This is a genomic window from Streptomyces caniscabiei (assembly GCF_014930365.1).
In the GTDB taxonomy this organism is placed as follows: Bacteria; Actinomycetota; Actinomycetes; order Streptomycetales; family Streptomycetaceae; genus Streptomyces; species Streptomyces caniscabiei.
Genome location: NZ_JABXWI010000025.1, coordinates 1 through 25,092 on the forward strand (window position 1 = coordinate 1; position 25,092 = coordinate 25,092).

At 71.0% G+C, this 25,092-nt stretch carries 20 protein-coding genes, 3 tRNA genes and 1 pseudogene; 13 read left to right on the forward strand and 11 right to left on the reverse strand.

The genetic code is table 11. The features are described from left to right. The 5 genes and pseudogenes from HW837_RS42020 to HW837_RS42040 all read left to right on the forward strand — a co-directional run. Positions 1-794 (forward strand): annotated as a pseudogene (locus tag HW837_RS42020) (DNA polymerase III subunit gamma and tau); the annotation flags it as partial. 207 nt (positions 795-1,001) lie between these two features. Continuing rightward, positions 1,002-2,255: a phosphoribosylamine--glycine ligase gene (gene purD, locus HW837_RS42025; protein WP_093791068.1), complete on the forward strand. Its 1,254-nt coding sequence runs from the start codon at positions 1,002-1,004 to the stop codon at positions 2,253-2,255. A gap of 470 nt (positions 2,256-2,725) precedes the next feature. Beyond that, complete coding sequence (locus tag HW837_RS42030) at positions 2,726-5,086, forward strand: M48 family metalloprotease (protein ID WP_193382725.1); 2,361 nt, start codon at positions 2,726-2,728, stop codon at positions 5,084-5,086. Between the two features lie 417 nt (positions 5,087-5,503). Next, positions 5,504-7,027: a N,N-dimethylformamidase beta subunit family domain-containing protein gene (locus HW837_RS42035; protein ID WP_193381348.1), complete on the forward strand. Its 1,524-nt coding sequence runs from the start codon at positions 5,504-5,506 to the stop codon at positions 7,025-7,027. Between the two features lie 109 nt (positions 7,028-7,136). After that, positions 7,137-8,036 carry a phosphoribosylaminoimidazolesuccinocarboxamide synthase gene (locus HW837_RS42040; protein ID WP_045562548.1) on the forward strand — a complete coding sequence of 300 codons (900 nt, stop codon included), beginning with the start codon at positions 7,137-7,139 and terminating at the stop codon, positions 8,034-8,036. Positions 8,037-8,100: 64 nt separating this feature from the next. Here HW837_RS42040 and HW837_RS42045 read toward each other — a convergent pair. The 8 genes from HW837_RS42045 to HW837_RS42080 all read right to left on the reverse strand — a co-directional run bounded on the left by HW837_RS42045 (position 8,101) and on the right by HW837_RS42080 (position 13,032). After that, positions 8,101-8,173 (reverse strand) — tRNA-Gly (locus HW837_RS42045). Positions 8,174-8,196: 23 nt separating this feature from the next. Next, positions 8,197-8,829, reverse strand: coding sequence for a response regulator transcription factor (locus HW837_RS42050; RefSeq protein WP_045562549.1), 633 nt, complete (start codon positions 8,827-8,829; stop codon positions 8,197-8,199). Next, a complete protein-coding gene (locus HW837_RS42055; protein ID WP_045562550.1) occupies positions 8,826-10,187 on the reverse strand; it encodes a sensor histidine kinase in 1,362 nt (453 codons plus the stop codon). Before HW837_RS42055 ends, HW837_RS42050 begins: the two co-directional genes overlap by 4 nt. 13 nt (positions 10,188-10,200) lie before the next feature. After that, positions 10,201-11,046, reverse strand: a complete 846-nt coding sequence (locus HW837_RS42060) for an ABC transporter permease (RefSeq protein WP_093791064.1) — start codon at positions 11,044-11,046, stop codon at positions 10,201-10,203. Then, positions 11,043-12,200: an ABC transporter ATP-binding protein gene (locus tag HW837_RS42065; protein WP_313895639.1), complete on the reverse strand. Its 1,158-nt coding sequence runs from the start codon at positions 12,198-12,200 to the stop codon at positions 11,043-11,045. Before HW837_RS42065 ends, HW837_RS42060 begins: the two co-directional genes overlap by 4 nt. Positions 12,201-12,331: 131 nt before the next feature. Next, positions 12,332-12,404, reverse strand: a tRNA-Gly gene (locus HW837_RS42070). Positions 12,405-12,484: 80 nt separating this feature from the next. Further along, positions 12,485-12,556 (reverse strand) — tRNA-Gly (locus HW837_RS42075). 158 nt (positions 12,557-12,714) lie between these two features. Continuing rightward, complete coding sequence (locus HW837_RS42080; RefSeq protein WP_045562551.1) at positions 12,715-13,032, reverse strand: histone-like nucleoid-structuring protein Lsr2; 318 nt, start codon at positions 13,030-13,032, stop codon at positions 12,715-12,717. 341 nt (positions 13,033-13,373) lie between these two features. Between HW837_RS42080 and purS the strand changes: the two genes are divergently transcribed. The 3 genes from purS to purL are packed head-to-tail and all read left to right on the forward strand — an operon-like array spanning position 13,374 to position 16,569. Next, complete coding sequence (gene purS / locus HW837_RS42085; RefSeq protein WP_033526749.1) at positions 13,374-13,637, forward strand: phosphoribosylformylglycinamidine synthase subunit PurS; 264 nt, start codon at positions 13,374-13,376, stop codon at positions 13,635-13,637. Then, positions 13,634-14,314, forward strand: coding sequence for a phosphoribosylformylglycinamidine synthase subunit PurQ (purQ, locus tag HW837_RS42090; RefSeq protein ID WP_045562552.1), 681 nt, complete (start codon positions 13,634-13,636; stop codon positions 14,312-14,314). Before purS ends, purQ begins: the two co-directional genes overlap by 4 nt. After that, complete coding sequence (gene purL, locus HW837_RS42095; protein ID WP_045562553.1) at positions 14,311-16,569, forward strand: phosphoribosylformylglycinamidine synthase subunit PurL; 2,259 nt, start codon at positions 14,311-14,313, stop codon at positions 16,567-16,569. The genes purQ and purL overlap by 4 nt, the downstream gene beginning before the upstream one ends. A gap of 66 nt (positions 16,570-16,635) precedes the next feature. Here purL and HW837_RS42100 read toward each other — a convergent pair whose 3' ends face one another. After that, positions 16,636-17,220: a Uma2 family endonuclease gene (locus HW837_RS42100; RefSeq protein ID WP_045562554.1), complete on the reverse strand. Its 585-nt coding sequence runs from the start codon at positions 17,218-17,220 to the stop codon at positions 16,636-16,638. A 125-nt stretch (positions 17,221-17,345) separates the two neighbouring features. Here HW837_RS42100 and HW837_RS42105 point away from each other — a divergent pair, with 125 nt between their 5' ends. The 4 genes from HW837_RS42105 (at position 17,346) to purM (ending at position 21,765) form a co-directional block, all read left to right on the forward strand. Then, positions 17,346-18,143: a maleylpyruvate isomerase family mycothiol-dependent enzyme gene (locus HW837_RS42105; RefSeq protein WP_045562555.1), complete on the forward strand. Its 798-nt coding sequence runs from the start codon at positions 17,346-17,348 to the stop codon at positions 18,141-18,143. Between the two features lie 18 nt (positions 18,144-18,161). Continuing rightward, a complete protein-coding gene (locus HW837_RS42110) occupies positions 18,162-19,016 on the forward strand; it encodes an META domain-containing protein (protein ID WP_419585530.1) in 855 nt (284 codons plus the stop codon). Between the two features lie 84 nt (positions 19,017-19,100). Continuing rightward, the gene (gene purF / locus HW837_RS42115; protein WP_045562557.1) at positions 19,101-20,627 is read left to right on the forward strand and encodes an amidophosphoribosyltransferase; all 1,527 of its coding nucleotides are present in this window, start codon (positions 19,101-19,103) and stop codon (positions 20,625-20,627) included. Between the two features lie 67 nt (positions 20,628-20,694). Next, complete coding sequence (gene purM / locus HW837_RS42120) at positions 20,695-21,765, forward strand: phosphoribosylformylglycinamidine cyclo-ligase (protein ID WP_093791063.1); 1,071 nt, start codon at positions 20,695-20,697, stop codon at positions 21,763-21,765. A 202-nt stretch (positions 21,766-21,967) separates the two neighbouring features. Here purM and HW837_RS42125 read toward each other — a convergent pair whose 3' ends face one another. Next, entirely contained in the window at positions 21,968-22,225 is a 258-nt protein-coding gene (locus tag HW837_RS42125; protein WP_045562559.1) for a DUF3073 domain-containing protein, read from the reverse strand. Between the two features lie 312 nt (positions 22,226-22,537). Then, on the reverse strand, positions 22,538-23,632 hold the full coding sequence (locus tag HW837_RS42130) for a Leu/Phe/Val dehydrogenase (protein ID WP_093791062.1): 1,095 nt from the start codon (positions 23,630-23,632) through the stop codon (positions 22,538-22,540). Positions 23,633-23,855: 223 nt separating this feature from the next. Here HW837_RS42130 and HW837_RS42135 point away from each other — a divergent pair, with 223 nt between their 5' ends. Then, positions 23,856-24,713, forward strand: coding sequence for a DUF8083 family protein (locus HW837_RS42135; protein ID WP_193381349.1), 858 nt, complete (start codon positions 23,856-23,858; stop codon positions 24,711-24,713). Positions 24,714-25,092 lie beyond the last annotated feature (379 nt).

A 25,092-nucleotide genomic window follows, 5' to 3' on the forward strand; every position in this document is an offset into this window, starting at 1 on the left:
GATGGCCGACGGCCGCGCCCGCCGGCGGCTCCGCGCCCACCCCCGGCCCGGCCGCCCCCGCGCCCCCGGCGTACGCCCAGCCCGGTCCTCCCGCGGCGGCCCAGGTCCCGACCGCCGCCTACAACCCCGCCCCCGGCGGACCCGACCCCCGCACGCTCTGGCCCAACATCCTGGAGACGGTGAAGAACCGCCGCCGCTTCACCTGGATCCTGCTCAGCCAGAACGCGCACGTCGCCGGTTTCGACGGCACCACCCTGCAGATCGGCTTCGTCAACGCGGGCGCCCGTGACAACTTCGCGAGCAGCGGCAGCGAGGACGTCCTGCGCGCGGCCCTGGCCGAGCAGTTCAACGTCCACTGGAAGATCGAGGCCGTCATCGACGCCTCCGGCGGCTCGGTCGCCCCGCCAACCCCCGGCGGCTACGGTTCTCCCGCCCCGTCCGCAGGTGGTTACGGAGGCGGCGGCTACGGAGGCGGCGGCGCGGGCGCCGGTGGCTACGGCGGTGGCGGCACCGGCGGCGGCTACGGCGGCTCCCCGGCCCAGGCCTCCCACCCCGGCCCGCCCCAGGCACCGGCCCCCACCTCCCCGGGCACGGCCGCGCCCCACCAGTCGACGCCGACCGCCCGGCCCACCGCCCCCGCACCACCCCCGGCCCCCGAGCCCCCGCCGGTCTCCCCCGAGGACGACATCCCCGAGGACGACGACCCCGACCTCGACGAATCCGCCCTCTCCGGCCACGAACTGATCGTGCGCGAGCTGGGCGCGACGGTGGTCGAGGAGATCGTGAACGAGTAGCGGGGGGGCGCGCCGGAGGGCGAGGACACGCCGGGGCGTGCTGTGCTGGGACGTCCTGTGCTGGGACGTCCTGCGCCGGGACGTGCACGCCGGGACGGCAACGCAGGGCGTGGGGCACCCCCGTTCGTGCGATCCGACAAACTCCCGCCGTCCCACCCTTCGGAAGCCCCCACAAAGCCCCCCACCCCCTCCGGCTAGGCTGGCCCCGTGAAGGTCCTCGTCATTGGTACCGGTGCTCGTGAGCACGCGCTGTGCCGTTCGCTGTCCCTCGACCCCGATGTCACCGCACTCCACTGCGCCCCCGGCAACGCGGGCACCGCGGAGGTGGCCGAGTCGCACTCGGTCGACGCACTGGACGGCGCCGCCGTGGCCGCCCTGGCCACGCGGCTGGAGGCCGACCTCGTGGTCGTCGGGCCGGAGGCCCCGCTGGTCGCGGGTGTCGCCGACGCCGTGCGCGAGGCGGGCATCCCGGTGTTCGGTCCGTCCGGCGAGGCCGCGCAGCTGGAGGGCTCCAAGGCCTTCGCCAAGGAGGTCATGGCCGGGGCCGGCGTACCCACCGCGCGGTCGTACGTCTGCACCACGGCCGAGGAGATCGACGAGGCCCTGGACGCCTTCGGCGCGCCGTACGTCGTGAAGGACGACGGCCTCGCGGCCGGCAAGGGCGTCGTCGTGACGGCGGACCTCGCCCAGGCCCGCGAGCACGCGCTCGCCTGCGGCCGGGTCGTCATCGAGGAGTTCCTGGACGGCCCCGAGGTCTCCCTCTTCGCGATCACCGACGGCGTGACCGTCGTCCCCCTCCAGCCCGCGCAGGACTTCAAGCGCGCGCTCGACGGCGACGAGGGCCCCAACACCGGCGGCATGGGCGCGTACTCCCCGCTCCCGTGGGCCGATCCGAAGCTGGTCGACGAGGTCCTGGAGACCGTGCTCCAGCCCACCGTCGACGAGATGCGCCGCCGCGGCACGCCGTTCTCCGGCCTGCTCTACGCGGGGCTGGCGATCACCGGTCGAGGCGTACGGGTGATCGAGTTCAACGCCCGGTTCGGCGATCCGGAGACCCAGGTCGTCCTCGCCCGCCTCAAGACCCCGCTGGCCGGTGTCCTGCTCGCCGCCGCCAACGGCACCCTCGGCGACCTCGAACCCCTGCGCTGGAGCGGCGACGCGGCCGTCACCGTGGTCGTGGCCTCGCACAACTACCCCGGCACACCGCGCACCGGCGACCCCATCACCGGCCTCGACGAGGTTGCCACGGTGGACGCCCCGCACGCGTACGTCCTGCACGCCGGCACCAAGCGCGCCGGCGACGACATCGTCAGCGCCGGCGGCCGCGTCCTCTCCGTCACGGCCACCGGCAAGGACCTCACCCAGGCCCGCGACCGTGCCTACACCGCCGTGGCCCGCATCGGCCTGGACGGCTCCCAGCACCGTTCGGACATCGCGGCGAAGGCGGCGTCCGAGGCCTGACCGTCCGGCTCGGGCCCGACCGGCTGAGGGTCGCGCGACACCGCGACCCGCACGCCCATCCTCACGCAACCGAACACAACCGCCCCGTTCGCGACATCCGCATACGAAGCCTCATCAACGGGTACGAACCCCAGGCCCCGGAATCCCTCGGAGACCCCAGGAAACCCCTGGAGAATCCATCGGAATCCGGGGCCCCATCCTTGCCCAGCGTCATTCACCTCTCCCCAAAGCCATTCCATCGAGTGAGCGATGGTCCATCCGGCTGACGACGGCCGGACCCCCAACTAGGGTGCGGCGCAAGCATTCCGGCACTTGGCCCACCGGCATTGCGATGTCAGTGGTGGGTGCCACAGTGGGGGAGTGAGCAACGTCAGGGCATCCGGCGGCGACCACTTCGACGAGAAGTCGTCGAGGTCGTCGCGGTGTGCGCCACACGGGACAGCAGGGGGTGACGTCGGGTCGTGACCGGTATGGCAGGTGGTGAGGAGGCGGGCGCGCAGGCCGCGCGTTCCCGGGCCCTCGCCGTGCTGCGGGTCCGCAGCAGGGCGCTGGCCGTGGCATTGCTCCCCGCGGCGGTCGCCGTCGTCCTGCTGGCCGGCGGGGCGACCGGTCATCTGACCGGCCCGGGCTGGTCCATGGCGAGCTGGATCATGTCCGGCATCGCCGTCGTCGTGCTCCTCGCCGCCGTCGGCATCGCGCTCGTCGTCGCCCGCGCCCGGCCCGCCGTGAGCCCCACGGTCTCGATCACCGAGCAGGCGGCTCCCGATCTCTACCGCCTGGTCCGGGATCTGGCGGACCGTCTCGACGTCCCGCCCCCTTCCGCGATAGCGCTCACCCCGGACTGCGACAGCTGGCTGGAGGACCGCACCCACCCGTCCCACAGCTCGCCCGACCCCCGTTCGGAGACCGCCGGGTCCGGCTCGGCCGACAGCGGCACCGGCGCCGCGGGCACCGACCGGGCCGACGAGATGACGGACGCCCGAGGTTCAGCCCCCGGCGCCCCCGGCGCCCCCGGCGCCCCCGGCGCCCCCGGCGCCCCCGGCGCGCACTCGGGTCCGCGGTCGGGCCTGCCGTCCGGTCTTCAGTCAGGTCCGCGATCAGGCGCACCCTCGGGCGTGGAGCCCGGCTTCGCCGCTTCCCGTCGGCATCGCCCGCCCACCGCCCCGGTGCTCGTCATCGGTTCGCCCTTCCTGTGGTGGATGCGGGTCGGGGAGCTACGAGCGGTGCTGGCACCGGTCGTCGCCGGTACGGGACCGTCGGCGCACCCGGACATAGCCGCGGCCCGCCGTTTCGTACGCGGGCTGGACGCGGCCGTGGCCGTCTCCTCGTCGCCGACACACGGCCCGCTCGTCCGTTCGGTGCTGGCCGGGGTCGGCTGGGTCACCCGGCTGCTCCTGCGCGGCTGCCGCGTGCACGCGGCCGAGATGGAGCGCGGGGTCGCCGCCGCGGCGGCCGAGCGTGCACAGGCTGTGGACTACGGTCTGCGGATCGTCGCCCAGGAGCAGGTCGGCCTGGCCTACGCGGGCTGGGACCGCCTCCTCACCCGGGTCGCGCTGCCTGCCTGGCGGATGGGCCGCTGGCCGTCCCGCCTGGACGCGGGTGTCGTCGCCGCGCTGACCGAGCTGTCCCGGCGCGACCGCCTCGCCGAGGGCTTCGCCTCCCGGCTCGGCGAGCGCCCCGCCTGCGACCTCCTCGAAGAGCCCGGCACGGTCGACGAGGCCGCGTCCCTCCTCGCCGCCCGCCTCTTCCACGGCGGCCCGGCCGAGTCCGGCGCCGACTGGTCCCCGGTCGACTGGCACGAGTACCCGGACGAGGTCGTCGACCGCAAGTGGCGCACCGACGCGGCTCGCCTCCACCGCGTCCTCGACACGTTGGGCGCCCGCCACACCCCGAGCGACCCGGCCCCGGACCCCACCGGCCCGGCCCCCGGCGGCCCCACCCTCTCCCGGGTCCTGAACCATCTGACGACATCGACGACCCCGACGACCCCGACGACCCCGGCCCCGACCGAAGCCGCCGCGCACGAGCGGCATCACGGAAGCCCCGCCGACCACGAGCCGCACACCACAGCGCCCGACGAAGAGCCGCCCGCCCCGCCCACTGCCACCGGGCACACCGCCGACGGCGACTGGTCCACCGAAGGCCCCCGCACCGACCGCCGATACGAACACAACCTCTCCCAGGAACCGGACCGACACCACATATCCCATCCCGGCGACGGCGACGGCGACGGCTACCGCGTCCGCGACGGCGAGGGCGACCGCGACGGCGAGGGCGACCGCCCCAGCGCCGCTGCCACCCCCAACGCCAACGGCGACTTCGGTGCCGGCCTCAGGGCCAGCGACAGCGTCGGTATCCACATCGACATCGACATCGATCCCGGACTCGCTGAAGACGACGACGAACCCGGTCTCGCCAACGCCCGGTCCGCAGGTCTGGCCGCCGCGCTGACCGCGGAGTTGGCGCGGGAGGAGGCCGCGGCCCCGGCTGCCGTGTCCACCGCGGCCGGCGGAGTCGAGGCGCAGGGACCGGATCGGGCGCTGTGGGACGACGGACTGCTGCCGCTGTTCCCGATGCAGCCGCCCCGCACGGGCCGTGAGCTGCTGGCGGAGCACGTCACGGCGATGGTCTGCTGCGCGGCGATGGACACAGCCGGCGCGGCCCCGGGTCTGGACTGGCTGGACGGCCCCTCCCTCCTCGTCGACGGCGAACGAGCGGCCGACCTCGCCCCCAGGGTCCTGACCCTTGTGGAGGACGGCGACCCCGCCCCCCTCCGCGACTGGCTCCGCCGCCTCGGCGTCCGCCCGGAGAAACCGGTCCGCCTGGTCTGAGCACGGCCCCGCCACCACCCACGGCCGCCAGCTGACCCCAACCCACGGCCGAAACTCACCCCAACCCACGGCCGAAACTCACCCCAGCCCACGGTGGCCAACTCACCCCCACCCAGCCCGCGCCAACGCCCGCCGGCCCCGCCCAATGTCCCCCCACCCGACCCAGAACTAACGCCCCAAAGTTCCCACCCACGGGACCCCCCACCCGCCCAGCCCGAGGAACCCACCCGCCCCACCTGCGGGATCACACCTCACCCCTCCACCCCACCCAACTCCCCACCCGGAGCCAGCTGTTCCACTCTCGCCAATTAGCAACGAACGGTGACGGAGCGCGTGCGTAATGTGATGTGCTGGGACCGATCGCGTACATAGCAAGGGCTTGCGAAAGCTCGCGGGGGACGAAGGAGGGGACCCTTCATGGGCTCGGAGCACACCATCCGCCGTTGGGAGTCGGGCGCACTCGCCCACGCCGTGACGGACCCCTTCGGCCAGGGCCCCGTTCCCTGGCTACGGGGCAATGTGACGTACTTCGACGACACGGGCCACGTGGTCCCGTGGTACGTGGAGCCGGGCCCGCCGGAGCCCGACCCGCCGGCCAAAGGCGGCCGCACGGGCACGCGAGCCCGCGTGCCCGCCCCCCGCACCGCACCGGGCGGCCCCCGCTCCGCCGACGACGTGCGCCGCCAGATCAAGGGCTTCACCGCGACCGGCGCCGCCGCCCCCGGCGAATCCATCGACTTCCACATCACCGTCGACCCGCCCCAGGAGTTCGGCGTCGACATCTACCGCATCGGCCACTACAGCGGCGACGGCGCGGCCAAGATCACCACCAGCCCCCGCCTCTCCGGCATCGTCCAGCCCCCGCCCCTCACGGCCGACCGCACCGTCTCCTGCCACCACTGGTGGCTCTCCTGGCGCCTGCAGATCCCGGCCTACTGGAACGTCGGCGCGTACGTGGCGGTCCTGACCACCGCCGACGGCTACCGCTCGCATGTGCCGTTCACCATCCGCGACGACCGCCAGGCCGACCTGCTGCTCCTGCTCCCGGACATCACCTGGCAGGCGTACAACCTGTATCCGGAGGACGGCCGCACCGGCGCCAGCCTCTACCACGCCTGGGACGAGAACGGCCGGCTGCTCGGCGAGTCCGACGCGGCGACGACCGTCTCCTTCGACCGCCCGTACGCCGGTGCCGGCCTCCCCCTGCACGTCGGCCACGCCTACGACTTCATCCGCTGGGCCGAGCGCTACGGCTACGACCTCGCCTACGCCGACGCCCGCGACCTGCACTCCGGCCGCGTCGACCCCACCCGCTACCGGGGCCTGGTCTTCCCGGGCCACGACGAGTACTGGTCGCCGCAGATGCGCCGCACGGCCGAGCTCGCCCGGGACGGCGGCACCTCGCTCGTCTTCCTCTCCTCCAACACCATGTACTGGCAGGTGGAGCTGGGCCCGTCCCCGTCCGGAGCCCCCGACCGCCTCCTCACCTGCCGAAAACGCCGGGGCCCCGGCAAACCCGCACTGTGGCGCGAAATCGACCGCCCCGAGCAGCAGTTGATGGGCATCCAGTACGAAGGCCGGGTCCCCGACCCCCACCCCCTGGTCGTGCGCAACGCCGACCACTGGCTCTGGGACGCGACCGGCGCCCACGAGAACGACGAGCTGGACGGCATGGTCGCCGGCGAGGCCGACCGCTACTTCCCGCGCACACCGCTCCCCGAGCACCAGGGCCGCATCCTCCTCGCCCACTCCCCGTACCGGGACGCCCATGACGTCGTCCGGCACCAGGAGACCTCCCTGTACCGGGCCCCCTCCGGCGCCTGGGTCTTCGCATCCGGAACGTTCGCATGGTCCCCGGCCCTGGACCGACCGGGCCACGTCGACACCCGCGTCCAGCGAGCCACCGCCAACCTCCTGGACCGCATCTGCAAACGTGACTGAGTCCCGTATCGAGTCCCGCGCCGACCCTCGTCGGGGCGACCCCTGGGCAAGACCGGTCGCCCCCGTACGGGAGAATCGAGCCACTTGGACATCACCACGGGGAGGAACCGTGTCCGGATTCGTAGAAAAGCCCGAGCCGATCCAGGTTCCGGGCCTGGTGCATCTGCACACCGGCAAGGTGCGCGAGCTGTACCAGAACGAGGCGGGCGACCTCGTGATGGTCGCCAGCGATCGAACGTCCGCGTTCGACTGGGTGCTGCCGACGGAGATCCCCGACAAGGGACGCGTCCTCACGCAGCTGTCGCTCTGGTGGTTCGACCAGCTCGCCGACCTGGTCCCCAACCACGTCCTGAGCACCGAACTCCCGCCGGGCGCCCCCGCCGACTGGGCGGGCCGCACCCTCATCTGCAAGTCGCTCACCATGGTCCCGGTCGAGGCCGTCGCCCGCGGCTATCTCACCGGCTCGGGCCTGCTGGAGTACAACGACTCCCGTACGGTCTGCGGTCTCGCCCTCCCTGAGGGCCTGGTCGACGGCTCGGAGCTGCCGGCGCCCATCTTCACCCCGGCCACCAAGGCCGCCGTCGGCGAGCATGACGAGAACGTCTCGTACGAGGAGGTCGCCCGCCAGGTCGGCGCCGAGACCGCCGCCCAGCTGCGCCAGACGACCCTTGCCGTGTACAGCCGGGCCCGGGACATCGCCCGTGACCGGGGGATCATCCTGGCCGACACCAAGTTCGAGTTCGGCTACGAGGGAGACACTCTCGTCCTCGCCGACGAGGTCCTCACCCCTGACTCCTCCCGCTTCTGGCCGGCCGACCTCTGGGAGCCGGGCCACGCCCAGCCGTCCTACGACAAGCAGTTCGTCCGCGACTGGCTGACCTCCGAGGTCTCCGGCTGGGACCGCAAGAGCGAGCAGCCCCCGCCGCCGCTGCCCGAGGAGATCGTCGCCGCGACCCGCGCCAAGTACGTGGAGGCGTACGAGCGGCTGACGGGCACGAGCTGGTCGTAGAGCCGTAGGACGCGAAGAAGGCCCCGGTCCAGTGGACCGGGGCCTTCTTTCGATCTATCTCACGAGCGGACGACCAGGTTCGAACTGGCGACCTCAACCTTGGCAAGGTTGCGCTCTACCAACTGAGCTACGTCCGCGCTGCGCCGTGGCGCGAGGCCTACTATACCCAACCTCGCTCCCGGGCGAGCCGCACCGCCGCGTGCCGGTTCTCCACGCCGAGCTTGGAGACGGCCGAGGACAGATAGTTCCGGACGGTCCCCTGGGACAGCGCGGCCCGCTCGGCGATCTCCGCGACGGGCGCCCCGTCGGCGGCGAATTCGAGCACCTCGGCCTCCCGCGCGGTCAACGGCGAGTCCCCGGAGGAGATCGCGTCGGCGGCCAACTCCGGGTCCACATAACGGTTCCCCGCGTGTACGGTCCGGATGATCTCCGCGAGCCGCTGCGCGCTGACGGTCTTCGGGACGAACCCGCGCACACCCGCTTCAAGCGCCCGCTTCAGATGTCCCGGCCGGCCATGACCGGTCACGATCAGCACGCGGCAGCCCGGCAGTTCGGCCCGCAGAGATGTGGCGACCCTCACACCGTCCGCACCCGGCATCTGCAGATCCAGCACCGCGACATCCGGTTCGTGCGCCCGCGCCATCGCCAGCGCCTCCGGCCCGCTCGCCGCCTGCGCGACCACCACCAGATCGTCCTCCAGCGCCAGCAACGCGGCCAGCGCCCCCCGGATCAGATGCTCGTCGTCGGCGAGCAACAGCCGTACCCGCCGCCCCGCCTCCCGTACGTCGGTCATGAAGCGCTCTCCCGTACGACAGCCGGCCCGACACCGGCCCCAGCGCCTCGCGACGCCGCCCCGGCCCCCATCGCCTTCCCCTTCACCGAGTCCACCGAGTCCACCGAGCCCGACGCACTTCCCGTGCCCGTGGACCTCAACGGCACCCGGGCCACCACCCGGAACATCTCACCGCCCACCTGCCCCGCCTCCAGCGTCCCGTCCACGACCGCCAGCCGCTCCCGCAGCCCGGCGAGCCCGGACCCGGCACCGACCGAACGCCCGGGGTCGCCCGTCGCACCGTCGGCCGTGCGGATCCCGTCGTTCTCCACGGTCAGCACCACCTGCCCCTCCCTCACCCGCAGCACCACAGCGCACTGATCGGCGTTCCCGTGCCGCAGTACGTTCGTCGTCGCTTCCCGCACCACCCAGGCGAGCGCCGACTGCACTTCGCCGGGCAGCCCGGCGGTGTCCGCCCCGTCGACCGAGCAGTCGATGCCAGCCGCCGTCAACACCCCTTGCGCACCGGAGAGTTCGACCCCGAGGTCGGCCTCCCGGTAGCCCCGTACGACCTCCCGCACCTCGCGCTGCGACTCATGCGCGATCCGCTGGACCTCGATCATCTGCTCGACGGCCTCGGGCCGTTCCCGGCGGGCCAGCTGGACCGCCAGCTCGCTCTTCAGCGCGATGACCGCGAGGTTGCGGCCGATCACATCGTGCAGATCACGTCCGAAGCGGAGCCGCTCCTCGGCGACGGCGAGGCGGGCGCGCGTCTCGCGGGCGTCCTCCAGCTCGTAGACGGCCTTCAGCAGCCAGACGGAGAAGAAGGACGTGAAGGAGATGAGGGTGGTGCCGAGGAACACCGCCACCATCGTGGCCAGCGCGGAGGCGACGTCGGCCCCCACACCGAGGGCCCACGCCCCGCCGCCGACGGAGCAGGACACGATCAGGGCCAGCAGACGCCGACGGCCGTGCACGCCGAGCGCGAGGGTGCCGATGCTGAAGATCAGCACGCCCCCGAACGCCACGCCCAGCGCCGTGCGAGCCTCCTCGTCGAGGTTCGCGCTGCGGGCGAGCAGCATCGCGACGAGACCGACCAGTGCGGAGACGGCCCCGAAGGCCCAGAGCAGGCGTACGGGCTGGGCACGGCGCCCGCGCACCCCGTCGAGCGCCCGGGAGACAGTGAAGGACGAGAGCACGCCGTGCGCGCAGAGCAGGACGAAGAACCAACTGGCGTGCCGCGTCGGCACCTGGCCGAAGAGGGGTACACCGAACCCGCCGACCTCGATCAACACAAACGAGTGGAACGACCACCGTGTGTACGTGTCCACCTTGCCCGCGGTGCTCTTCCCCCGCCACCAGGCCCCCGGCCCCCGCATGGCTCAACTCCCCTCATCGGCGCGGTTCCCAGCGGAACCACCGCTGTACAGCAAACACGGCGAGCACGGTCCAGGCCAGCGCGGTGGCGACGGCGCCGAGGGCGTCGTACGCGGACAGGTCACCGGTCCAGCCGCCGCGCACCAGTGTGATGACGGGGCTGAGCGGCAGCAGTTCGCAGATCGACGCCACCCGGTCGGGCAGCACTTCGAGCGGCACGGTGATGCCCGATCCCAGCAAGGAGACGAACATCAGCGGCAGGCTGGTGACCTGCGCGCTCTCGGCGGTGCGGCTGAGGCTCGCGGTGACCGCCGCCAGCGCCACGCACAGCACGACGCCGAGCAGCACTCCGAGGACGGCCAGGTGGGGCGATGACGGCGCTCCGGCGTCGAGCAGGATCGAGCAGCCGACCGCCATGAGCAGGCACTGTGCGAGCCCGATGCCGACGGCGGGCAGCGAGGCCCCGACGAGGATCTCCGGGTCGCGCAGCTCACCGGTCCGCAGCCGCTTCAGGACGAGTTCCTCACGGCGTACGACGTAGATGTTGGTCAGGGCGGTGTAGATCGCGAAGAGCAGCGAGAAGCCGATGCCGGCGGGCAGGATGACCGTCCCGACGCTCAGTCCCGCCTCCTTCAGGTCCATCTGGTCCGTCGCCGACTTGACGCTGAGCGGCAGCAGCAGCGGCACGAACAGTGCCGTGAGCAGCGTGGCCCGGCTGCGTCCCAGCAGCGTCAGTTCGGCGCGGGCCAGCGCGGTCATCCGGCCCCTGAGGGTCGTCCCGACCGTGCCGACGGGCTCCGCGCCCGCCGCCGTACCCGTGGTGGTGCCTGCCGTACCCGTGGTGCCTGTGGTCGCGCTCATGTCGTCTTCCCGCCCTTGCGTGATCCCGTGCCCGAAAGGAACCCGGTGCCGGAGAGGAACCCGGTGCCGGAGAGGAGCCCGGTGCCCGTACGGGATCCGGCACCCGCCCCGGCGCCCCGGCCCGCGCCCCCTCCCGGTCCCGGGCCGTCGGCCCCCGTACCGGCGCGCGCCCCCTCGGCGGCCTGCGCCGACTGCGCCGCCTCCGCCGTCTCCCGCGCGATGCGCAGGAACGCCTCCTCCAGCGAGGCGGACCGCACCTCCAGCCGGCGCAGTTCGACCCGGGCCCGTTCGGCCCAGGTCAGCAACCCGGTGGCCGCCCGCTGCAGTTCGTTCGTGCGCAGCACCACCACGCGGTCGTTCTCCTCGTGCCCGGTGACGCCGAGTTCGCCGAGCGGCGGCAGGTCGCCGAGGAAGTACCCGGTGGGCAGTTCGAAGGAGATGCGGGACGGCTGGGAGGCGGTGACCTCGGCCGGGGTGCCGGTCGCGGCTACGGTGCCCTCGTGGAGGATGGCGAGCCGGTCGGCCAGGTCCTCCGCCTCCTCCAGGTAGTGCGTGGTGAGCAGCACGGTCGTCCCCGCGTCGCGCAGCTCCCGGACGAGCTCCCAGGTGTCGTGGCGCCCTTCCGCGTCGAGCCCGGTCGTCGGCTCGTCCAGGAACAGCACCTCGGGGCGGCCGAGGAGCGCGAGCGCCAGGTCCAGGCGCCGCTTCTCGCCCCCGGACAGCTGCTTGACCCGTACGTCGGCCCGCCGCCCGAGCCCGACGATGTCCAGAGCCTCGCCGACCGGACGGGCCCCGCTGGTGCAGCCGGCCCACATCCGTACCGTCTCCGCGACGGTCAGCTCGGAGGGGAAGCCGCCCTCCTGGAGCATCACGCCGATGCGGGGGCGTACGGCCGCGCGCTCCCCGTAGGGGTCGTGCCCGAGGACCCGCACCCGGCCGCCGGACGGCGGTGCGAGGCCTTCGAGCAGTTCGACCGTCGAGGTCTTCCCCGCGCCGTTGGTGCCGAGAAGCGCGAAGAGTTCTCCCCGGCCGACGGAGAAGGTGACCCCCCGTACGGCCTCGAAACCGCCCCCGTACACGCGCCGCAGGTCGGTGACCTCGATCACGTTCTCGTGATCGTGAGTGTTCACGTCCTCGTGCCCGTTCGTTTTCATGTCCCCAGCGTCCCGGCGGTACGGGGCGTGAGGCAGTGCGCGGTGTCATCACCCGGCATGACAAATGTCAGACGGGGGTGGTGGAACACGAAGAAGACCCCGGTCCAGTGGACCGGGGTCTTGCTTTCCAGAGCGGACGACCAGGTTCGAACTGGCGACCTCAACCTTGGCAAGGTTGCGCTCTACCAACTGAGCTACGTCCGCATTGCCTCCGACCGGCTCCCACCGATCGGCGCTAGGACTACTTTACCTGATCCACAACAGTGGTCCGGCAAGTGGTCCAGAGCGGGTGACAGGAATTGCACACTGCGCCTTCCCCCTGGAAGGGGGATGTTCTACTACTGAACTACACCCGCGTGACTCCGGTGAGCCGGGCCTTTCGGCCTTGCCCCTCGGCGTGCTCCAGACTCTAGCTGATCCGCCGGGGGGCAACGCAAGTCGGTTGTCCCGGAGGTCCAAGTCAGCCACCCTCAGGGCCCGCTGACGGGCCCTGAGGGTGGCCGACGCGGTCCGCCTACTGAGCCTCGGCGAACGCCTCGTAGACCCGCTTGGGGATCCGGCCGCGCGCGGGGACCTCCAGCTTGTTCGCCTGGGCCCAGGCGCGGACGGCCGCCGGGTCCGGAGCGACCTGGGTCTGCTTGTACGCCTTGCCCGACCTCGACCGCTTGCGGCCGGCGTCGACGTAGGGCGCGAGCGCCTTACGCAGTTTCTTGGCATTGGCTTCGTTCAGGTCGATCTCGTACGACTTGCCGTCGAGTCCGAAGGCGATCGTCTCCGCCGCTTCCGAGCCGTCGATGTCGTCGGAGAGAGTGACCACGACACGCTGCGCCACGAATATCGGTCCCTTCGTGCGACATCTCTCCGTTGACGTGCCCTGACGTCAGGGAGATGTCGGCTGTCCGGCTGTTAATTGGGCAAAGTATCGGCTATTGCCAATTCATTTGTACAGTGCCCGGCATTGCAATGTGAACACAGACTTAATCCGCCCGCGTGTCCCTCGCGCAATAGGGATCCTGGATCTTTCCCGGAAGTTTTCGTGACGGTGATCGTCCGATACCTGATCGTGACCGCCGTCACTTGGAATCCCTGTAGTTTCCTACGAATCTACCCGCGTAGAAATTTTGTACGGGTAGTCTGAAGGAACCTGCTCAGCACCACACACCGGGAGTGCCAGTGGCACGCGTCGTAGTCGACGTCATGCTCAAGCCGGAGATCCTCGACCCCCAGGGCCAGGCGGTGCAGCGCGCGCTGCCGCGTCTCGGTTTCGAGGGCGTCTCCGACGTACGTCAGGGAAAGCGATTCGAACTGGAAGTTGACGGACCGGTGGACGACGCCGCGCTCGCCCGCATCCATGAACTGGCGGAATCCTTCCTCGCCAACACCGTGATCGAGGACTTCACCGTCAAGGTGGAGGAAGTCGCGGAGGTCGGAAAGTGACCGCACGTATTGGCGTCGTCACTTTTCCCGGCAGCCTCGACGACCGGGACACGCAGCGTGCGATCAGGCTCGCCGGTGCCGAACCCGTCGCTCTCTGGCACAAGGACAAGGACCTCCACCAGGTCGACGCCGTGGTGCTGTGCGGCGGGTTTTCCTACGGCGACTATCTGCGCGCCGGAGCCATCGCGCGCTTCTCGCCGGTGATGGAGACGCTTCTCGAGCAGGCGAAGGCCGGACTGCCGGTCCTCGGCATCTGCAACGGCTTCCAGATCCTCACCGAGGCCCACCTCCTGCCCGGCACGATGCTGCGCAACGACCACCTGCACTTCATCTGCCGCGACCAGAAGCTGCGGGTGGAGAACGCCGAGACCTCCTGGACCACCGACTACACGGCCGGCCAGGAGATCCACATCCCGCTGAAGAACAACGACGGGCAGTACGTCGCCGACGCGTACACGCTGGACAAGCTGGAGGCCGAGGGCCGTGTCGCCTTCCGGTACCTCGACTTCAACCCCAACGGCTCCCAGCGGGACATCGCCGGCGTCACCAACGAGGCCGGCAATGTGGTGGGCCTCATGCCGCACCCGGAGCACGCCGTGGAGCCGCTGATCGGCACCGGCCGCACCGACGGCCTCCCCTTCTTCACCTCGATCCTCAAGAAGCTGGTCAACGCATGAGCCGGACGCCTCTGGACACGGTCGAGCACGCGGCCGCGACCCCCGACGTCGAGCTGCCCTGGGCCGAACTGGGCCTGAAGAAGGACGAGTACGAGCGGGTCGTGGAGATCCTCGGCCGCCGCCCGACCGGCGCCGAGCTGGCCATGTACTCCGTCATGTGGTCCGAGCACTGCTCGTACAAGTCCTCGAAGGTCCACCTCCGCCAGTTCGGCGAGAAGGCCCCGCAGTCCGACGCCCTCCTCGTCGGCATCGGCGAGAACGCCGGCGTCGTCGACGTCGGCCAGGGCTACGCGGTCACCTTCAAGGTCGAGTCGCACAACCACCCGTCGTACGTCGAGCCGTACCAGGGCGCGGCCACGGGTGTCGGCGGCATCGTCCGCGACATCATCGCGATGGGCGCCCGCCCGGTCGCCGTCGTGGACCCGCTGCGCTTCGGCGCGGCCGACCACCCCGACACCAAGCGCGTCCTGCCGGGCGTCGTCGCCGGCATCGGCGGCTACGGCAACTGCCTGGGCCTGCCGAACATCGGCGGCGAGGTCGTCTTCGACGCCTGCTACCAGGGCAACCCGCTGGTCAACGCCGGTGCCATCGGTGTCATGCGGCACGAGGACATCCACCTCGCGAAGGCCTCCGGCGCGGGCAACAAGGTCATCCTCTACGGGGCCCGCACGGGCGGCGACGGCATCGGCGGCGCCTCCATCCTGGCCTCCGAGACCTTCGACGACGCCAAGCCCTCCAAGCGCCCCGCCGTGCAGGTCGGCGACCCCTTCCAGGAGAAGCTCCTCATCGAGTGCACCCTGGAGGCGTTCAAGGAGAAGCTGGTCGTCGGCATCCAGGACCTCGGCGCGGCCGGCCTGTCCTGCGCCACGTCCGAGCTGGCCTCGAACGGCTCCGGCGGCATGCGCGTGACGCTGGACGACGTCCCCCTGCGCGACTCGACCCTCTCGCCCGAGGAAATCCTCATGAGCGAGTCGCAGGAACGCATGTGCGCGGTCGTGGAGCCGGAGAAGGTCGACCGCTTCCTGGAGATCTGCGACAAGTGGGACGTCATCGCCACGGTGATCGGTGAGGTCACCGACGGCGACCGGCTGGAGATCTTCTGGCACGGCGGCAAGATCGTCGACGTCGACCCGCGCACGGTCGCGCACGACGGCCCGGTCTACGAGCGCCCGTACGCCCGTCCGTCCTGGCAGGACGAGCTCCAGGCGGACGACGCGAACAAGCTCCCGCGCCCGGAGACGTCCGAGGAGCTGAAGGACCAGGTCCTGAAGCTGGTGGCGTCCCCGAACCAGGCGTCGAAGTCCTGGATCACCTCGCAGTACGACCACTTCGTGCAGGGCAACACGGTCCTCGCCCAGCCCGAGGACTCCGGCATGATCCGCGTCGACGAGGAGAGCGGCCTGGGCGTCGCCATCGCGACCGACGGCAACGGCCGCTACGCCAAGCTCGACCCGTACCACGGTGCCCAGCTGGCCCTGGCGGAGGCGTACCGCAACGTCGCCACCACCGGTGCCAAGCCGCTCGCCGTCTCCGACTGCCTGAACTTCGGCTCGCCGGAGGACCCGGCGGTCATGTGGCAGTTCGCCGAGGCCGTACGCGGTCTCGCGGACGCCTGCCAGCAGCTGGGCACCCCGGTGACCGGCGGCAACGTCTCGCTCTACAACCAGACGGGCGAGGTGGCCATCCACCCCACCCCGGTCGTCGCGGTCCTGGGCGTCATCGACGACGTGGCCCGGCGCACGCCGGTCGCCTTTCAGGAGGAGGGCCAGCTGCTCTACCTGCTCGGCGACACCCGCGAGGAGTTCGGCGGCTCGGCCTGGTCCCAGGTCGTCCACGACCACCTCGGCGGTCTGCCCCCGCAGGTCGACCTGGAGCGCGAGCGCCTGCTGGCCGAGATCCTGATCTCCGCCTCCCGCGACGGCATGATCGACTCCGCGCACGACCTCTCCGACGGCGGCCTGATCCAGGCGGTCGTGGAGTCGGCGCTGCTCGGCGGCAAGGGCGCCCGCCTGGTCGTCCCGGACGGTCTGGACGCGTTCACCTTCCTCCTCTCGGAGTCGGCCGGCCGCGCCGTCGTGGCGGTCCCCCGCTCCGAGGAGGTCCGCTTCAACGACATGTGCGGCGCCCGGGGGCTCCCGGTCACCCGCATCGGTGTCGTGGACGGCGACACGGTCGAGATCCAGGGCGAGTTCACCCTCTCCCTGGAGGAGCTGCGCACGGCCCACGAGGGCACGATCCCGGCGCTGCTGGCGTAGTCCCGCATACGACGAAGCCCCGCCCGGATCGGTACGTCCGGGCGGGGCTTCGCCGTGTCCTCGGGGTCAGCGGACGTAGTTCTTGAGGATCTCTGTGTCCAGTTCGATGTTCATCGGGCCGGGGATGCAGACCTTCTCGCCGAACTTTGCGGTGTGGACAGCGCGGTAGCCGCCAACCTGTCGGTCCGGCTTGCTGTGCACGGTGACCGTGCAGGAGTCCCGGTCGATCAAGAGATATAGGGGGATTCCAGCCTGACCGTAAGCAGTCGGCTTCTCGTGCCGGTCCCGCCGGTCGGTGTCCGAGTCGTACGAGGTGACCTCTACGACCATGAGCGCGCCGTCAGGGGCGGCCCATTCACCGTGTCCTGCGAAGTGGGCCTCGGGCGCGAGCACCGCATCCGGTTTCGCCCTTCCCTCCCGATAGGTCTCCACCCGGAGACCTTGGCCGTACGTCAGGTCCAGGTCGGGCCTGGACTGCATGCAGCGCCGGGCCAGCCAGGAGACGATGACGTTGTGGTCTCCGTCTGCCACCTTCTTGACTCCGATCCGTCCGTTGATGAACTCCAACGTGACGGTCTCGGGAGCGGCGGCGGCGATCGTTTCGAACTCCACCACCGACATCTGAGACGTGCGCTCGGCCATAACCGTCATGTTGCACCCCTTTCCAGGCGAAGGCCAGTGTCGCCAGTGGGCGTCGGACAGGGGTGCGCTTCGCCGTCGACCACACTTTCGAGTGACGTGGAGTCCACGAAGGCACGGCCGCATACGCTCACCCCATGCCGCCCGCCAGGAAACGCCCCCGCGCCTACGACCCCGCCAAGACCCGCAAGGCGGTGCTGGCCCAGTTCGAGAACGTACGGGAGGCGGTGGGCACCCTCACCGCGGAGCAGCTCGCCTTGCCCACACGGCTCGGGGAGTGGACCGTGCGGGACCTGGCCGCGCACCTCACCATGGTCGTGGAGAGCGTCAGCCGGGCTCTGGAGCGGCCGGAGCCCCCGAAGGCCGAGCTGAACGCCCTCGACTACCCCTCCGCGACCGCCGCGCACGCCGGTGCCATCGCCGAGAGGAGCCACCACCTGGCCGAGGCCCACCCCGACCTCGCCGCCCGCTACACGGACGTGGAGCGGCGGATCACGGACGCGCTCGAAGCGGCCCCGCAGGGCCGGATCATCGACACCCGGGCCGGCGGCATGCTGCTCGACGACTACCTGGTCACCCGCACGATCGAGCTGGTCGTCCACACCGACGACCTGAACGCCGCGGTCCCCGGCCTCGACGTCCCCCTCGACCGGACCGCCCTCGCCACCTGCGTCCGGGTCCTCGCCGACACCCTCGCCGCGCGGGCGCCCGGCGGCTCGACGGAGGTGCGGATCCCGCCGTACGCCGTCGTGCAGTGCGTGGAGGGGCCCCGGCACACCCGGGGCACCCCGCCGAACGTCGTCGAGACCGATCCGCTGACCTGGATCCGGCTGGCGACCGGCCGTGCGGAGTGGGCGGCCGCCCTGGACGCGGCCGAGGTCAGCGCGAGCGGCGAGCGGGCGGACCTGAGCGGGCTGCTGCCCCTGATGCGCTGATCCGGGCCACGAAACCCGGTGGAACCACCCACGCACCCCACCCGTCCCACCGCCATGGACAAGCGACTGACCCTCACCGCCCTGGCACTGCTCCCGATCCCGCTGCTCGCGGCCTGCGGCACCGAGTCGGCCGGCGACTCCGGCAGCGGCAACGTCGGCTCGGCCGCCACGAAGTCCTCGGTCACCGGCGTCCGCTGGAAGGTCGACAGCCTGACCGTGGGCGGGAAGACCGAGCAGGCCCCCGACAGCGCCTATCTGAAGATCGCCGACAACGGTGACGTCGACGGCAACTACGGCTGCAACACCTTCGGGTCCACCGCCGCCTTCAAGAGCGACGGCATCGACTTCGAGACCGCCCGGTCCACCGAGATGGCCTGCGGCGACGCCCCGATGAAGTTCGAGAAGAACTTCGCCCGCACCCTCGACGCCGAGAAGTTCACGGCCGAGACGACCGACGACGGCAAGCTCACCCTCACCACCGGCGACGGCGACACCGTCGAGCTGTCCGAGGAGAAGCCCGCGGAGCTGTACGGCACCAGGTGGCGGATCGACTCCCTCATGGACCACGACGTGGCCACCTCGCTCCCCGAGGCCGCCCAGGGCAAGGCCTGGTTCACCCTCGACAAGGAGGCGGGCACCCTGAGCGGAAGCGTCGGCTGCAACGACGTCTCCGCGAAGGCCACGGTGAGCGAGGGTGAGATCACCCTCGGCAATCCGCGGACCACCCGCAAGATGTGCTCCGACTCACTCATGGCCGCCGAGCGCGGTCTCCTGGAGCTCTTCAAGGGCACGGTGAAGTATCGGATCGATCACCGCAGTATCACGCTGACCAGCGAAAACAACGCGGGTGTGGGAGCCGTGGCCGACAAGTGACGTGCGGCGGCCCGCAGTCGGGAACCGGGGCGGGCGAGATCACCGGATTCGGACCGGTGCGCGATCTCGCCTACACTCGGTGGCGTGCCACGTGGTGACGGACGACTCAACCACGACCTTCTCCCCGGCGAGAAAGGCCCCCAGGACGCCTGCGGCGTTTTCGGTGTCTGGGCCCCGGGTGAAGAGGTCGCCAAGCTCACGTACTTCGGGCTCTACGCCCTCCAGCATCGGGGCCAGGAATCCGCGGGTATCGCGGTCAGCAACGGCTCCCAGATCCTCGTCTTCAAGGACATGGGCCTCGTGTCCCAGGTCTTCGACGAGACCTCGCTCGGTTCCCTCCAGGGTCATATCGCGGTCGGTCACGCCCGCTACTCGACCACCGGTGCCTCCGTGTGGGAGAACGCCCAGCCGACGTTCCGTGCCACCGCGCACGGCTCCATCGCGCTCGGCCACAACGGCAACCTGGTCAACACCGCCCAGCTCGCCGAGATGGTCGCCGACCTGCCCAAGCAGGAGGGCCGTACGCCGCGCGTCGCGGCCACCAACGACACCGACCTGCTCACCGCGCTCCTCGCGGCCCAGGTCGACGAGGACGGCAATCCGCTGACCGTGGAAGAGGCCGCCCCGAAGGTCCTCCCGCAGGTCCGCGGTGCCTTCTCCCTGGTCTTCATGAACGAGCACACCCTGTACGCCGCCCGTGACCCGCAGGGCATCCGCCCGCTGGTCCTCGGCCGGCTGGAGCGCGGCTGGGTCGTCGCCTCCGAGGGCGCAGCCCTCGACATCTGCGGCGCGAGCTTCGTCCGCGAGATCGAGCCGGGCGAGTTCATCGCCATCGACGAGAACGGCCTGCGCAGCTCCCGATTCGCGGAAGCGAAGCCGAAGGGCTGTGTCTTCGAGTACGTCTACCTGGCCCGCCCGGACACCGACATCGCCGGCCGGAACGTGTACCTCTCCCGGGTGGAGATGGGCCGCAAACTGGCCAAGGAAGCCCCTGTCGAGGCCGACCTGGTCATAGCGACCCCGGAGTCCGGCACCCCGGCCGCCATCGGCTACGCGGAGGCCTCGGGCATCCCGTTCGGTGCGGGTCTGGTGAAGAACGCGTACGTCGGACGTACGTTCATCCAGCCCTCCCAGACGATCCGCCAGCTCGGTATCCGGCTGAAGCTGAACCCGCTCAAGGAAGTCATCAAGGGCAAGCGCCTGGTGGTCGTCGACGACTCGATCGTCCGCGGCAACACCCAGCGCGCGCTGGTCCGGATGCTCCGCGAGGCGGGCGCCGCCGAGGTCCACATCCGGATCTCGTCCCCGCCCGTGAAGTGGCCCTGCTTCTTCGGCATCGACTTCGCGACCCGCGCCGAGCTCATCGCCAACGGCATGACGATCGACGAGATCGGCACCTCGCTCGGCGCCGACTCCCTGGCGTACATCTCCATCGACGGCATGATCGAGGCGACCACCATCGCCAAGCCGAACCTCTGCCGTGCCTGCTTCGACGGCGAGTACCCGATGGAGCTGCCGGACCCCGAGCTGCTCGGCAAGCAGCTCCTGGAGACCGAGCTGGCGGCCGGACCCGCCGCCACGGCCGCGGCCGACGCGATCCGTCGCCCGTAAGACTGCCCGTAGACAGCCGGTAACACCTGCTTACCCGCCGCTGTACGACACGAAAGTTCTCACCGTCATGTCTGAGACAACTGGTGCCAGCTACGCAGCCGCGGGCGTCGACATCGAGGCGGGCGACCGCGCCGTAGAGCTGATGAAGGAGTGGGTGAAGAAGACGCAGCGCCCCGAGGTCCTCGGCGGCCTCGGCGGCTTCGCCGGCCTCTTCGACGCCTCCGCCCTCAAGGGATACGAGCGCCCGCTGCTCGCCTCCGCCACCGACGGCGTCGGCACGAAGGTCGACATCGCGCGTCAGCTGGGCGTCTACGACACCATCGGCCACGACCTGGTCGCCATGGTGATGGACGACATCGTGGTCTGCGGTGCCGAACCGCTGTTCATGACCGACTACATCTGCGTCGGCAAGGTCCACCCCGAGCGGGTCGCCGCCATCGTCAAGGGCATCGCCGAGGGCTGTGTCCTCGCCGGCTGCGCCCTCGTCGGCGGCGAGACCGCCGAGCACCCCGGCCTCCTCGGCCCGGACGACTTCGACGTCGCGGGCGCCGGCACCGGCGTGGTCGAGGCGGAGCATCTGCTCGGCCCGGATCGTATCCGTACGGGTGACGCGGTGATCGCCATGGCGGCCTCCGGCCTTCACTCGAACGGGTACTCGCTCGTCCGCCACGTCCTGCTCAACCAGGCCGGACTCTCCCTGGACGCCGAGATCGCCGACCTCGGCCGCACCCTCGGCGCGGAGCTCCTGGAGCCCACCAAGATCTACTCGCTGGACTGTCTGGCCCTCACCCGCACCACCGAGGTCCACGCCTTCAGCCACGTCACCGGCGGCGGTCTGGCCGCCAACCTGGCCCGTGTGATCCCCGACACCCTGCACGCCACGGTGGACCGCTCCACCTGGACCCCGGCCCCGATCTTCGACCTGGTCGGCAAGACGGGTCAGGTCGAGCGCCTGGAGCTGGAGAAGACCCTGAACATGGGCGTGGGCATGATCGCCATCGTCCCCCAGGAGTCGGCGGACGTGGCCCTGACCACCCTGGCGGACCGCGGGGTCGAGGCCTGGGTCGCGGGCGAGATCACCGACCGCGCCGACCACACCACGGGCGCCGAACTGGTCGGCGACTACGCACGAGGCTGAGCGGCAGTACGCCCCTGATGAGGGCCGAAGGCCCAACCATCAGGGGCGCGGGGAACTGCGCGAGCAACCACACGCGACCTGCGGTCGCCAACGTGCGGTGGACCCGAGCTATGAGGCGCCCCAGCCCCGAGCGGAGCGAAACCGCACAAAACCCGGTCCGGCGGTGCAACCCGCCCGGACCGGGTGGAGCGCGACTGGAGCGTCAAGCGCCGCGACGATGAGAGGCGGGACCGGACTGTTCGTCCTCGTCGTCCTCATCGTCGTCGTTGTAAAGATCCGCGTACTGGGCGTACGGGTCGTCTTCGTCTTCGTCGTCCTCGAACGGTTCGCCGTTCGGAGGTTGGTTCGAAGTCGAAGCGCCCAGCTCGCTGGCCAGACGCGACAGGTCAGTCCCGCCGCTGTTGTACTTCAGCTGGCGGGCGACCTTCGTCTGCTTGGCCTTGGCCCGGCCGCGCCCCATGGCTCGACCCCCTCGGTGACGGGGCTCGACGGCCCCAGAGTCTTGACACGCGTTCATGTTCTAGAACGGGCTCTCCGTGGAGAGACCGGTCCGTAGGGCTTCCACGGTACCTGAGCCCACGCCCATACGGTACGTCGCCCGCAGGACGTGCCCGTGCCCAGAACCTGCGAGGAGCCCTTTCCCCGCTGGTCAACGGTGATTTTAACCGTTTCTGGACGGGCGACCCGCCGTACGAAGTGAGAGTTCTCTCTAAAGCCGCCGACGGGTACCGCCGGCGCCGCACGACAACCGCGCGGCGCCGGCGTCCAGGGTTCAGCGACCGTGTGCCGCCGCCGCCTCGTGCATCCGCTGCTCGGCGATCCGGTCGGCCGCGGCGGCCGGCGGGATACCGTCCATCTTCGCACGTGCGAAGATCGCCAGTGTGGTGTCGAAGATCTGCGCGGCCTTCGCCTTGCACCGCTCGAAGTCGAACCCGTGGAGTTCGTCGGCGACCTGGATGACCCCGCCGGCGTTCACCACGTAGTCCGGCGCGTAGAGGATGCCCCGGTCGGCGAGGTCCTTCTCGACACCGGGGTGCGCGAGCTGGTTGTTGGCCGCGCCGCACACCACCTTGGCCGTGAGCACGGGCACGGAGTCGTCGTTCAGGGCCCCGCCGAGCGCGCAGGGGGCGTAGATGTCGAGTCCCTCGGTCCGGATCAGCGCGTCGGTGTGCGCGACGGCGGTGACCCCGGCCGGATGCCGGTCGAGGATCCGCCGTACGGCGTCCGCGCGCACGTCCGTGATCACGACCTCGGCGCCCTCGGCCCGCAGATGCTCCACGAGGTGGTGGCCGACCTTGCCGACGCCCGCGATCCCGACCTTGCGATCGCGCAGCGACGGATCGCCCCACTGGTGCTGTGCGGAGGCCCGCATGCCCTGGTAGACGCCGAAGGCGGTGAGGACGGAGGAGTCTCCGGCGCCGCCGTTCTCGGGGGACCGGCCGGTCGTCCAGCGGCACTCGCGTGCCACGACGTCCATGTCGGCGACATAGGTGCCGACGTCGCACGCGGTGACGTACCGGCCGCCGAGGGAGGCCACGAACCGTCCGTAGGCGAGCAGCAGTTCCTCGCTCTTGATCCGGTCGGGGTCGCCGATGATCACGGCCTTGCCGCCGCCGTGGTCGAGACCGGCCATGGCGTTCTTGTAGGACATGCCGCGCGCGAGGTTCAGGGCGTCGGCGACAGCCTCCGCCTCGGTCGCGTACGGGTAGAAGCGCGTGCCGCCGAGTGCGGGGCCGAGCGCGGTGGAGTGGAGGGCGATGACGGCCTTGAGGCCGCTGGCCCGGTCCTGGCAGAGCACGACTTGCTCGTGACCGCCCTGGTCCGAGTGGAACAGGGTGTGCAGGACGCCGGCAGATACTTCGGTCACTGTGGTGACTCCTGGGTAAGAAGCGGCGGTGGGTCACAGGCTCCCGTTCGGGTGGCGGGGTCTGTGAGCATGAGATTAGAGCCTGCGTCCGCCGTACAGCGGCGCAGCCTCAGGATCACCCCCCGGCCGGAGTACCGGCGTGGTGCGATCCGCACAGTTTTCCGGCCCGCCGGTGTGCGGGTTCGGCAGGTTTCCCCGGTGGCAGCCGGGGGAGGGAGCAGGCGTGCCCAAGGTGTCCTCGGTGATCGTCCCGTATGCGTCCTACCTCCGCGTGTACGAGCCGCTGGCGGCCTTTCCCGAGCCCGAGCGCGACCACTGGGCCCGCTACGCCCGGCGCCCCGACCGTCCCTCCTACCAGGACGAGCTGCGCCGCTCGCTGGCCGACCTGCTGCCGACCCCGCCGATGCCGGTCCCGGTGCACGAGAGCGACGACGCCTTCGTGCTGGAGGTCGACGGGGTGGTCTGTGTCTGTCCCTGGCGGACCCGGCTGCGCGGCTGGCAGGCGCTCGGCGACCTGGCCGAGGAGCTGCCCGCCCCGGTCCTGGACGCGGTGCTGCCGCCACTGGTGCGCCACCAGGCGAGCCAGGACTACGAGCGCTGGATGGCCGGCAACCCCGACGCCCGGCCCTGGATCCGCACCGCGACCTGGCAGGTGCCGCTGAACTGGTTCGTCCTCGTCTCGGACGAGGAGCGGACGTACGAGAAGGGGTCGGGCGAGAAGGGATCCGGCGAGATCTCGCCGGTGCTTCGCTATCGCACTCCCATGGTGCAGGCCCGGCGGCGCGTGGCGCGGGGGCTGCGGACCCTGCGGGAGGCCATCGACGAGGGGCCGCTCGTCGACGGTCTGATCGACGTGGGCCGCTGGCTGGAGGAGTTCCACCCGCGCTCGCTGGTCGAGCTGGACTACGGCGGCCTCGTGCACGTCCTGCCCGCCGACGAGCTGGACGGCGACCACTCCGCCGCCGACGTCGCCGAGGGCATCGAGGCCCTGCGCGGCGGGGACGGCCTGGCCGCCGGGGAGGCCTACGGGCGCCTGGTGGAGCGCTGGCGGGCGGTACGGGACAGGCGCTCGGCGAACTGAATCCGGCCGAACCGGTTGAACCGGCTCAACCCCTCGTCCGTACTTGTGACTTGTGGGGCCGATGGGAAAAGGCTTTCCACGGAGGCCGAACCGTGGTGAACTGTCCACCCTTGACCCAAGCTTGACGCAACGCTGTGACCTGCGGGTGTCACGGGGGGACGTAGGTCCCCGATACGGGCTTTTGTGTCAAGAAGCCGCCAAGCGTGACGGATTGCACTTACGCGGGCCTTGCCTCTTACGCACCTCCTCGTGTCAAAATAGGACAAGGAGCCCGGGGGAGGCTCCTTCTGCCCACGTATGGGTGGAATCTCAGCATTGCACGCTATTGGGGGGTCTCGTGACTCCTGCACGCCACTGTGACTGATCGTCACAGTGGCGT

Bases quoted from the DNA above. Each gene is read 5' to 3' on its own strand.
- HW837_RS42030 (WP_193382725.1), top strand. From the start codon at position 2,726: ATGGCAGGTGGTGAGGAGGCGGGCGCGCAGGCCGCGCGTTCCCGGGCC.
- HW837_RS42035 (WP_193381348.1), top strand. From the start codon at position 5,504: ATGGGCTCGGAGCACACCATCCGCCGTTGGGAGTCGGGCGCACTCGCC.
- HW837_RS42050 (WP_045562549.1), bottom strand. From the start codon at position 8,829: ATGACCGACGTACGGGAGGCGGGGCGGCGGGTACGGCTGTTGCTCGCC.
- HW837_RS42055 (WP_045562550.1), bottom strand. From the start codon at position 10,187: ATGCGGGGGCCGGGGGCCTGGTGGCGGGGGAAGAGCACCGCGGGCAAG.
- HW837_RS42060 (WP_093791064.1), bottom strand. From the start codon at position 11,046: ATGAGCGCGACCACAGGCACCACGGGTACGGCAGGCACCACCACGGGT.
- HW837_RS42065 (WP_313895639.1), bottom strand. From the start codon at position 12,200: ATGAAAACGAACGGGCACGAGGACGTGAACACTCACGATCACGAGAAC.
- purL (WP_045562553.1), top strand. From the start codon at position 14,311: ATGAGCCGGACGCCTCTGGACACGGTCGAGCACGCGGCCGCGACCCCC.
- HW837_RS42100 (WP_045562554.1), bottom strand. From the start codon at position 17,220: ATGACGGTTATGGCCGAGCGCACGTCTCAGATGTCGGTGGTGGAGTTC.
- HW837_RS42105 (WP_045562555.1), top strand. From the start codon at position 17,346: ATGCCGCCCGCCAGGAAACGCCCCCGCGCCTACGACCCCGCCAAGACC.
- purM (WP_093791063.1), top strand. From the start codon at position 20,695: ATGTCTGAGACAACTGGTGCCAGCTACGCAGCCGCGGGCGTCGACATC.
- HW837_RS42125 (WP_045562559.1), bottom strand. From the start codon at position 22,225: ATGGGGCGCGGCCGGGCCAAGGCCAAGCAGACGAAGGTCGCCCGCCAG.